11 protein-coding genes are annotated in these 9,786 nt (G+C 43.2%); 10 read left to right on the top strand and 1 reads right to left on the bottom strand.

The annotated features are described in order from the left end of the window. Nucleotides 1–154: 154 nt before the first annotated feature. The 3 genes from BN161_RS28965 to BN161_RS25895 all read left to right on the top strand — a co-directional run bounded on the left by BN161_RS28965 (nucleotide 155) and on the right by BN161_RS25895 (nucleotide 1,944). Nucleotides 155–331 (top strand): hypothetical protein, encoded by a 177-nt coding sequence (locus BN161_RS28965; RefSeq protein ID WP_244436626.1) that lies wholly within the window; start codon nucleotides 155–157, stop codon nucleotides 329–331. A 226-nt stretch (nucleotides 332–557) separates the two neighbouring features. Further along, nucleotides 558–1,433: a helix-turn-helix domain-containing protein gene (locus tag BN161_RS25890; RefSeq protein WP_044271798.1), complete on the top strand. Its 876-nt coding sequence runs from the start codon at nucleotides 558–560 to the stop codon at nucleotides 1,431–1,433. A gap of 91 nt (nucleotides 1,434–1,524) precedes the next feature. Further along, the gene (locus tag BN161_RS25895) at nucleotides 1,525–1,944 is read left to right on the top strand and encodes a pyridoxamine 5'-phosphate oxidase family protein (protein ID WP_044271800.1); all 420 of its coding nucleotides are present in this window, start codon (nucleotides 1,525–1,527) and stop codon (nucleotides 1,942–1,944) included. 47 nt (nucleotides 1,945–1,991) lie between these two features. Here BN161_RS25895 and BN161_RS25900 read toward each other — a convergent pair whose 3' ends face one another. After that, the gene (locus BN161_RS25900; RefSeq protein WP_044271801.1) at nucleotides 1,992–2,717 is read right to left on the bottom strand and encodes an RDD family protein; all 726 of its coding nucleotides are present in this window, start codon (nucleotides 2,715–2,717) and stop codon (nucleotides 1,992–1,994) included. 102 nt (nucleotides 2,718–2,819) lie between these two features. Here BN161_RS25900 and BN161_RS25905 point away from each other — a divergent pair, with 102 nt between their 5' ends. The 7 genes from BN161_RS25905 to BN161_RS25935 form a co-directional block, all read left to right on the top strand. Then, nucleotides 2,820–3,782 carry a stage II sporulation protein M gene (locus tag BN161_RS25905; protein WP_044271803.1) on the top strand — a complete coding sequence of 321 codons (963 nt, stop codon included), beginning with the start codon at nucleotides 2,820–2,822 and terminating at the stop codon, nucleotides 3,780–3,782. After that, complete coding sequence (locus tag BN161_RS25910) at nucleotides 3,763–4,704, top strand: hypothetical protein (protein ID WP_044271804.1); 942 nt, start codon at nucleotides 3,763–3,765, stop codon at nucleotides 4,702–4,704. The genes BN161_RS25905 and BN161_RS25910 overlap by 20 nt, the downstream gene beginning before the upstream one ends. A 7-nt stretch (nucleotides 4,705–4,711) precedes the next feature. Then, nucleotides 4,712–5,326 (top strand): DUF4129 domain-containing protein, encoded by a 615-nt coding sequence (locus BN161_RS25915; RefSeq protein WP_044271806.1) that lies wholly within the window; start codon nucleotides 4,712–4,714, stop codon nucleotides 5,324–5,326. Next, nucleotides 5,323–6,594 carry a DUF4350 domain-containing protein gene (locus BN161_RS25920; RefSeq protein ID WP_044271808.1) on the top strand — a complete coding sequence of 424 codons (1,272 nt, stop codon included), beginning with the start codon at nucleotides 5,323–5,325 and terminating at the stop codon, nucleotides 6,592–6,594. Before BN161_RS25915 ends, BN161_RS25920 begins: the two co-directional genes overlap by 4 nt. Nucleotides 6,595–6,605: 11 nt before the next feature. Then, entirely contained in the window at nucleotides 6,606–7,580 is a 975-nt protein-coding gene (locus BN161_RS25925; RefSeq protein WP_044271811.1) for an AAA family ATPase, read from the top strand. Beyond that, nucleotides 7,577–8,887 carry a DUF58 domain-containing protein gene (locus BN161_RS25930; protein WP_044271813.1) on the top strand — a complete coding sequence of 437 codons (1,311 nt, stop codon included), beginning with the start codon at nucleotides 7,577–7,579 and terminating at the stop codon, nucleotides 8,885–8,887. Before BN161_RS25925 ends, BN161_RS25930 begins: the two co-directional genes overlap by 4 nt. 73 nt (nucleotides 8,888–8,960) lie before the next feature. Then, nucleotides 8,961–9,786, top strand: an 826-nt coding sequence (locus tag BN161_RS25935) for a zinc ribbon domain-containing protein (protein WP_316931151.1), incomplete at its 3' end; no start/stop codon positions are given.

Genomic DNA, 9,786 nt, shown 5'->3' on the forward strand with positions numbered 1-9,786 from the left:
TTGAATCTATACCTATATTTTATTTAAGTAGTGGTTTAGCATAATAAATAGTTTGAGCTGTGAAAAGTGTCATTTTATTCTTTGTTTGTATTGTAATGCTCCTCGCATGTCTTCCTATTTTTTACTACCAATAATAACCAATCAATACAATGTAGTGAAAATCTCATCTATACCGGGAATCAAACGCTCCCGGTATCTGGAAGAGAATGCAAAAGCTGCCGATGTGGATTTGTTTGCCGAAGATATTGCATACATAGAACATCTGTTGAAAAAGTACCCCAATGTCGGTGACAGATACAATGAGCGTGAATTTAAGTTTGTAGATAAATAAGCATCGGCGGCAACCTCCGGATATTTATTTCTTCTTCAATTTGAGAATCCAGTCTGACATATCTTTCAGAACTTCCGGACTTATCGTTTCTTCCAGTTGTCCGGGAGAAAAAGTCTTCATTCGTGGCAGATGCAAAAAAACATGATTTTAAATCAAGTGTGGAAGTGGATTTATGACGGGAATCAATATATTTGCGGATCGTAATGTCATAATAAGAGTTTATTAAATGAAGAAATCAATCCCTCGGTATACGTTTTATAAGCATAAGTATGGGAGTGAACTTTTGGTGGATGTCGTGGAACTGAAATACGTGAAGCGGTTTCTGGCTGAAGGGGCTGTGCATACGTTGACTTATTATGATATTACTTTCATAACAGAAGGCGAGGGTGGTTTTTCTATTGATAATCAGATGTGTGAGGCGATACCCGGCGATGTGTTCTTCTCTAAACCCGGAGAAATACGGAATTGGGATACGGTTCATATCGTAAATGGCTATGCATTGATTTTTGAGGATGAATTCTTGTCTTCCTTCTTTAAAGACCCTTTGTTCGTACAGCACCTTCCGTTCTTCAATATGGAAAAGACAGCTTCCAAGCTTCATCTGTCTGATGAACTTTATAAACGCATGATTCTGCTTCTGCATGATATAAAGTCAGAGATAGATTTGTACAGACAGAATGACGTGCATGTGCTGAGGGCATTACTTTACGAAGCCCTTATGCAGCTCAACCGGGCTTATCTGAATATGTTATCTCAGGAAGAGAAGGATAAGGAAGCCGGCAGCATTCACGTCAGTAGATTTATAGAATTAGTGGGAGTGAACCTGAAAGAACAACATTCCGTCCGTTTTTATGCGGATAAGCTCTGTATTACTCCCAACTATCTGAATGAGGTTGTAAATTCGGCAATGAACATCAGTGCCAAACAATATATCCTGAATAAGATTATGGACGAGGCCAAAAAGCTGCTTATCTATACCGATATTTCCATATCAGACCTGTCATTTGAACTTCATTTCTCCACCGTTGCCTATTTCGTGCGTTGTTTCCGGCAGTGTACGGGAGAGACACCATTAGCTTACCGGAAACTGTATAAACCGTAAAAAGTGCTATTTCTCCCTTTGTTTTTATTGTGTTGATTTTCTGTGCCGTGTTTATCTTTGCCGCAACAATAACCAATAAAATTATTAGATTATGAGAGATGTAGAGAAAACAGTGGGAGGTATGATTGATAAGTTGAAAACCGCTTTCATCGGTTCGATAGATGCAGAGGGTTTCCCGAATATCAAAGCTATGTTGCAGCCTCGGAAAAGGGAAGGGATAAAAGTTATCTATTTGAGCACGAACACTTCGTCAATGCGTGTTGCACAATATCGGAAGAATAATCGTGCAAGTATTTACTTTTGTGATACGCGATTCTTCAGGGGAGTGATGCTGCGCGGCACGATGGAAGTGCTGACGGATGCCGTCAGTAAGGAGATGATATGGCAGGAAGGCGATACCATGTATTATCCGGAAGGTGTGACAGACCCGGATTATTGTGTGCTGAAGTTTACAGCAATTTCCGGGAGGTATTATAATAACTTTAAATCGGAAAGTTTTGTAATTGAGTAGTTGGTGAATTCGTGTTCTCCCTAAATTACCATTTAATGTTGGCTTTGTCAGATTTCTTCCAATGCATAGTATTGATAATCCCGGAGTATGGTTTGCAGGAATTGTTCCTGTCCGCCATCCCGGGGTGTGATTGAAAGAATTTCCTGCACTTTTCGGGCAAGCTGCACGATGCGTCGTGCACGATCCTTTTTCCCGGATTGCAAAGTCCGGGTGATTACATTTACCTGTTCCAGTGATAAGTCGGCGGCTTGCGGATATGTGGGACAGTAATCTTTTGTCAGATAATCGAACTCGTCAAGACTGACGTGTATCTTGCGGTAATTCTTATCCTTGATAACCATTGTGCCTGCGGCAAGGTCGCCCATCCGCTGACTGTTCTTGGTAAGCAAAATAACTAATACTCCGAGCCCTCCGGTGACGGGAACATCAATCGGGAAGAGAAGCCAGCGAAGCAGATAAGAGCCTATGCTCGGAGTGGAACCATCGGCTTTCACCACCCGGATGCTCATGAGCTTCTTTCCGAGGCTCTGCCCGTGGTTGAACATTTCACATAAAAATGCATAGAATAATACAGGCAGATAGATGACCGCAAAAAAAACAATCATAGTAAAATCCGAAGATACCTGGAATTTTGAGAGTAGGGTTGCTGTGGAATATACATAAAGTCCTATCAGGATATAGTCGATGACTAATGCCAGAAATCGTTCGCCAATGCTGGCGGGTGTTTGGCTGATACGGACGAATTGCCCGGTGATTATAGTAGATTCTGCCATTTCCGATTGAACATTTTTAGTATTTCGTTGCAAATATATCATTATTCTCTTATTTTTGTTACCGATTTCAGACAAAACTCATCCGAAGTCTTCAGGAAAAGTATGAAAGAAGTAACGTTCATTCGTCGGAATATCGAAAAATGGAAAGAAGCCGAGAAGGTGGTGGAGCAGGCTACAAGCTTGTCTCCTGACAGGCTTGCCGACACATATACGGACCTTACTGCCGATCTGGCGTTTGCACAAACGCATTTTCCAACTTCCCGCATTACCATTTATCTGAACAATCTCGCCTCGGCGCTGCATAATAAAATTTATCGGAACAAACGTGAGAAGTGGTCGCGAGTCATCACTTTCTGGACGCAGGAAATACCGCAGACCATGCACGATGCGCATCGTGAACTGCTTGTTTCATTCCTTATTTTCATTGTCAGCGTAGCGGTCGGAGTGATTTCTACTGTGGGTGATCCCGATTTTGTCCGTCTGATTCTGGGAAATAACTATGTGGATATGACATTGGATAATATATCCAACGGAGAACCTATGGCAGTGTATAACGGCTCTTCGGAAGTTCCTATGTTCTTGGGAATCACACTGAACAATATCATGGTTTCCTTCAATTGCTTTGCTATGGGAATCTTAACCAGCTTCGGTACAGGATATATGCTTTTTGCCAATGGAATCATGTTGGGTTCTTTCCAGACTTTCTTTTTCCAGCATGGTCTGCTTGGAGAGTCCATGCTTGCCGTATGGCTACACGGGACACTTGAAATCTGGGCTATCATTGTGGCCGGTGCTGCCGGACTCGCTCTGGGAAACGGATGGCTGTTCCCCGGAACCTATTCAAGGCTTGAATCTTTCCGTAGGGGAGCCAAACGAGGGGTGAAGATTGTGATAGGTACCATCCCCGTATTTATCATGGCAGGATTTATAGAAGGTTTTATCACTCGCCACACCGAATTGCCGGATGCGTTGAGGCTTGGGCTGATTATTACTTCTCTGGCATTTATTTTATTCTACTATATTTATTTACCTAATAGAAAACGACATGGAAACAGAGAAACCTAAAATTGCGTTGTACGTAAGACGTTCTTTCGGTGAGAAGTTTAATGCATCTTTCGATTTTATAAAAGAGAATTGGAAGTTGATGCTGAAGTATGCAACCTATTTGCTTTTACCGCTTTGTCTTGTCCAGGCATTAAGTCTGAATGGATTGATGACTTATACGATAGGCATGTCCGGCTTTCTGGAGAGTGGATTTCCTGACTCTGCTATATTGTCATTCTTTTCTTATTACGGTCTGTATATGCTTCTGTTGATAATAGGCATTGTTTTGCTGACTGCATTGGTTTATGCAATGATCCGGACTTATAATGAGCGGGAGGAACGCTTGCGAGGCGTCACGTTGGGGATGCTGCGGCCTATGTTGCTCCATAATGTGAAGAGGATGTTTATATTGGTTTTCTTCGGATTAGTTCTGACGATGTTGGCCGGTCTGATTATCGGTGTCATAGCTGCTTTATTCCCTGTTACCTTGTTCCCGATTATTATAATTCTGTTAATCCCGTTTATGATAGCCGTAGCTGTGCCGTTTAGCCTTTGGGCACCTATTTACCTGCTTGAAGACATCACTGTCATGGGGGCTTTGAAGAAGACTTTCCGCTTAGGATTTACCACTTGGGGAGGTATCTTTATGATATCTCTTGTCATGGGAATCATTGCTGGTATCTTACAGGGAGTGACGCTGATACCCTGGTACATAGGAACAGTGGTGAAGTACATCTTTGCTACAAGTGGCGGGGGAACCGAAGCAACCGTATCCGTAGGATATAGTTTCTTGCTTTATCTGTTGGCTATTGTACAGGTGTTTGGTGCTTACCTTGCCATGATTTTCTCATTTGTGGGATTGGCTTATCAGTATGGTCATGCCTCGGAAAAGGTGGATAGCATCATGGTAGAAAGTGATATTGATAATTTCGATAAACTCTAAAATGTAAATGATAACTTCTCCGGCTGATACATTGGTTTGTGACACCGCGCAGGTTGCCGTATGGCATTCTGATGCGGCGTATGACTACAACCGTGAGTTGATCGCTCCTGAAATTAATTTATTCGAGTGGTTCAACAGATGGTTCGGAGAAGTTATGCGAAAAATATTCGGTAGCAACTTTGCGGAAGAATATTCGGAACTTATTCTGATAGGTATCGCTATTCTTATCCTTATTCTGATAGGTTGGTTCGTTTACAAGAAGCATCCGGAATTGTTCACGTATTCCCGTAAGAATGCCTTGCCTTATACGGTGGAAGAAGATACCATTTATGGAGTGGATTTTGCGAAAGGGATTGCTGATGCCCTTTCCCGTCATGATTATAGAGAAGCAGTCCGGTTATTGTACTTGCAGACGCTAAAGCAACTCAGTGACGAAGGACGTATAGACTGGCAACTTTACAAAACACCCACACAGTACATCAATGAAGTGCAGTTGCCCGCTTTCCGGCAGTTGACTCATCATTTCCTGCGGGTGCGTTATGGAAATTTTGAAGCGACCGAAGCGTTGTTTCACACCATGTATTCCTTGCAGGAAGATGTGAAGAAAGGAGGGATTGTATGAAAGGAAGTCATTGGTTCATTGTCGGAATTATCATCTTTCTGCTGTTGATGTTTGCAATAGAATGTCGCTTGCCGAAGAAATTCGTATGGAATCCTACTTTCAGCCATTACGATAAGCAGCCTTTCGGGTGTGCTGTTTTTAACAGCTTGTTGTCCGCTTCGCTGCCGACGGGGTATTCATTGTCCAGAGAAACCTTTTACCAGATGGAACAGAAAGATACTGTGTCTTGTCGGGGAATATTGGCTATTGCCAATAACCGGATGCCATCGGATGTGGATGTAGACGCTTTACTGAAAATGGCGGAACGGGGAAGTAAGATCATGTTGGTAAGTACCTGGTTTAGCAATAAACTGGAAGATACCTTGAAGTTCAGAAACAGTTATTCTTATTTTAGTCCGGTAGCCTTGAAGAAGTATGCTACTTCGCTGCTGATGAGGGATAGTCTGTGTTGGATAGGGGATTCTACGGTTTATCCCCGGCAGAATTTCTATTTTTATCCCCAACTGTGTTCGTCTTACTTTCTCACAGATTCGCTTCCGGCGAAGGTGTTGGCAGTAAAGGATATTTCAGTAGATGAGTTCAGATATGAAGCTGATGTGGATTCTGATTTTTCAGATACTGTTATCCATGTTCCGGTTGCCATGTCGTATCAGTGGGGGAAAGGGGAGGTTATTCTGGCTTCCACACCTTTGCTCTTTACCAATTACGGTATACTAGACGGAAAGAACGCCACTTATTTGTTCCGCCTGTTATCGCAAATGGGAAAACTTCCCATAGTCCGTACCGAAGCCTATATGGAGCAAACAGCACAAGTACAGATGTCTCCTTTCCGCTATTTCCTCTCGCAGAGGCCATTTCGTTGGGCTTTGTATCTGACGATGCTTGCAATACTACTCTTCATGGTGTTTACAGCGCGAAGAAGACAACGTGCGATACCGGTTATCTATCGACCTGAAAATAAATCATTGGAATTTACGGAACTGATAGGCACTCTCTATTTTCAGAAGAAAGACCATGCCGGCCTGGTTCGTAAAAAATATATGTATTTTGCAGAAGAGTTGAGAAGGGAGATTCAGGTGGACATAGAAGACGTGGCGGATGATGAACGCTCTTTCGATAGGATTGCTCGGAAGACCGGTATGAGTGCGGAAGAAATCGGTAAGTTTATCCGTACGGTCAGACCGGTGATTTATGGAGGGCAAACGATAACTGCGGAGAAAATGAAGCAGTTTATTGATAAAATGAATGAAATAATCGATCATATATAAAGAAGAAGTTTATGGAAGAGAATACAGAAAAACGGGTGGATCTAACTCTCTTTTCCGAGAAGATACAAGAGTTGAAAGACCGGATTGCTTCCGTCATTGTAGGGCAGGAACAGATGGTGGACTTGGTGCTGACCGCTGTGTTGGCAAATGGGCATGTGCTGATAGAAGGAGTGCCGGGAGTGGCGAAAACATTGTTGGCACGCCTGGTTGCCCGTCTGGTCGACGCAGATTTCAGCCGCATCCAGTTTACTCCGGATTTGATGCCGAGTGATGTGCTGGGTACAACGGTATTCAACATGAAAACCAATGATTTTGATTTCCATCGCGGTCCGATCTTTGCTGATATTGTACTGGTAGATGAAATAAATCGTGCTCCTGCCAAAACACAGGCTGCCTTGTTCGAGGTTATGGAAGAGCGTCAGGTCAGCATTGACGGAGTGACCTATCCGATGGGAGAACTTTATACGATTCTGGCTACACAGAATCCGGTGGAGCAGGAGGGGACTTATAAATTGCCCGAAGCGCAACTTGACCGTTTTCTGATGAAGCTGACGATGGATTATCCCTCATTGGATGAAGAAGTGAATATTCTGGAGCGTCACCATACGAATGCTGCATTTGTGAAGCTGGAGGACATTACCCCGGCTATTACTAAAGAGGAGCTTTTGTCGCTTCGTAATCTGATGAAGCAGGTGTTTATAGACCGTACATTGCTTCAGTACATCGCCTTGATTGTACAGCAGACGCGTACAAGTAAAGCTGTATATCTGGGGGCTTCTCCGCGTGCATCCGTGGCCATGTTGCAGACTTCGAAGGCTTATGCGCTTTTGCAGGGACGTGATTTTGTGACACCGGAGGATATCAAGTTTGTGGCTCCATACGTACTTCAGCATCGTCTCATCCTGACGGCGGAAGCTGAAATGGAGGGCTATTCACCAGTGAAAGTAACGCAACGCCTGATTGATAAGGTAGAAGTTCCGAAATGATTCTGACCCGTCGGTTTTATATGGTTCTCATCCTGATTATCCTGTTGATGGGTAGTGGGTATGCTTTTGCTCCGTTGTTTACCATCGGGCAGGGGCTGCTTTTTGTCCTCTTGCTGTCGGTGCTGGCAGACGGATATATGCTTTACCGGATTCGTGGGATTCGGGCATTCCGTCAATGCTCCGCTCGTTTTTCCAATGGGGACGAAAATGCGGTGAATCTTCGGGTGGAAAGCTGTTATCCGTATCCTGTCTTTGCGGAGGTTATCGATGAAGTACCTTTCATTTTTCAGCAGAGAAATATTAGTTTCCGGGTACAGCTTCAGGCGAATGAAGGAAAACAAATCTGTTATCATTTACGTCCGACAAGCCGGGGAGTTTATGGTTTCGGACAGATTCGCGTATTCGTAACGGGTCGGATAGGTTTGCTCTCCCGGCGTTATACATGCGGAGAGGAGCAGGATATTAAAGTGTATCCTTCTTATCTGATGCTGCATCGCTATGAATTGTTGGCAATGAGTGATAATCTGACGGAGCTGGGAATCAAGCGTATTCGTCGTGTGGGGCATCATACTGAGTTCGAACAGATAAAAGAGTACGTCAAGGGGGATGACTACCGTACAATCAACTGGAAAGCCAGTGCCCGCCGGCATGAACTTATGGTGAATGTATATCAGGATGAACGTTCACAGCAGATTTACAGTGTGATAGACAAGGGAAGGGTTATGCAGCAGGCATTTCGCGGAATGACCTTACTGGATCATGCAATCAATGCTTCCTTAGTTCTTTCGTACGTTGCCATGCGGAAAGAGGACAAGGCAGGGGTTGTGACTTTCAATGAACATTTCGATTCGTTTGTTCCGGCCTCAAAGGCTCCCGGTCAGATGCAAACTCTGCTTGAGAATCTCTATAGTCAGCAGACTACCTTTGGTGAAACGGACTTTTCCTCTCTCTGCGTGCATTTCAATAAACATGTCAGTAAACGCAGTTTCCTGGTTTTATATACCAACTTCTCCAGTATGGGAAGTATGAATCGCCAATTGGCTTATTTGCAGCAACTGAATCGTCAGCATCGCTTGCTTGTTGTTTTCTTTGAAGATGCTGATATGAAAAAGTATATTGCCGCTCCTGCGAAGGATACGGAGGGGTATTACCGCCATGTCATTGCAGAGAAGTTTGCTTTTGAGAAGCGTCTGATTGTATCTACACTGAAACAGAATGGTATCTATCCTTTATTGACCACACCTGAAAATCTCTCGATTGATGTGATAAACAAGTATCTGGAGATGAAATCAAGACAGTTACTCTGAAAAACAGGAGCAAATCATAAAAGATGCCTATTTTGGATAATCATATCCGGAATAGGCATCGTATATTTGCGCCATGAATCAAACAGTGAACAAACAGTACTGCCAAAGTTGTGGGATGCCCCTCCGTTTCGATGTGGAAGAGTATTTAGGTACCAATGCCGATTACTCCTGCAGTGACGAGTATTGTTACTATTGTCTGAAAGATGGGAACTATACGGTGGATATCTCTATGAATGAAATGGTGGATATCTGGGTGAAATACACAGATAAGTACAATTGGTATTCAGGAACCGACTATACTCCGCAAGAATTAAGAACCTTGTTGAACAAGCGTCTTCCCACTCTGAAACGCTGGCGACAGAAAGAGATGACGCAACATGTTCACTATGAAGCTGTCAATGGGGTTCGGACTTATATTGATCAGAATCTCTTTCATGAGCTCGATCCTGAACAGTTGGCTGAAATGGTTCACCTTTCATTCTTCCATTTCCGAAAGGTTTTCAGAAATGTTACCGGTGAGAATATCGGTACATATATCCAACGTTTACGGCTGGAATATATTGCCCATCTGCTTATCGCTACCGGACAGAGTATTGAAGAGATAGGTATGCAGACTAATTATCAGACAAAGTTTAGTCTGGCAAAGGCTTTTAAGAAGCATTTCGGCATTTCAATGTCAGCTTATCGCGAAAAGTATAAATCTGTCAATGCGAAACAAGAACCGGATAGTATGCCATGGGTGGTCGGAAGATTACAAACGTTAAATCATTTATCACCAATTATATATGTTTTTATCTTCCGGCTTTCTTCATGTCACCTTTTCCCGATTCATTTCTTCCGTCAGTTCACAAGCATAGTCTCCCATTTCTATCCCACAGGTGAAGACCGCCATGGAGTAT

Source organism: Bacteroides timonensis (assembly GCF_000513195.1).
GTDB classification, from domain to species: Bacteria; Bacteroidota; Bacteroidia; order Bacteroidales; family Bacteroidaceae; genus Bacteroides; species Bacteroides timonensis.

Excerpts from the sequence above, each read along its gene's own strand:
- BN161_RS25890 (WP_044271798.1), top strand. The coding sequence starts at position 558 with ATGAAGAAATCAATCCCTCGGTATACGTTTTATAAGCATAAGTATGGG.
- BN161_RS25895 (WP_044271800.1), top strand. The coding sequence starts at position 1,525 with ATGAGAGATGTAGAGAAAACAGTGGGAGGTATGATTGATAAGTTGAAA.
- BN161_RS25915 (WP_044271806.1), top strand. The coding sequence starts at position 4,712 with ATGATAACTTCTCCGGCTGATACATTGGTTTGTGACACCGCGCAGGTT.
- BN161_RS25905 (WP_044271803.1), top strand. The coding sequence starts at position 2,820 with ATGAAAGAAGTAACGTTCATTCGTCGGAATATCGAAAAATGGAAAGAA.
- BN161_RS25930 (WP_044271813.1), top strand. The coding sequence starts at position 7,577 with ATGATTCTGACCCGTCGGTTTTATATGGTTCTCATCCTGATTATCCTG.
- BN161_RS25925 (WP_044271811.1), top strand. The coding sequence starts at position 6,606 with ATGGAAGAGAATACAGAAAAACGGGTGGATCTAACTCTCTTTTCCGAG.
- BN161_RS25920 (WP_044271808.1), top strand. The coding sequence starts at position 5,323 with ATGAAAGGAAGTCATTGGTTCATTGTCGGAATTATCATCTTTCTGCTG.
- BN161_RS25910 (WP_044271804.1), top strand. The coding sequence starts at position 3,763 with ATGGAAACAGAGAAACCTAAAATTGCGTTGTACGTAAGACGTTCTTTC.
- BN161_RS25900 (WP_044271801.1), bottom strand. The coding sequence starts at position 2,717 with ATGGCAGAATCTACTATAATCACCGGGCAATTCGTCCGTATCAGCCAA.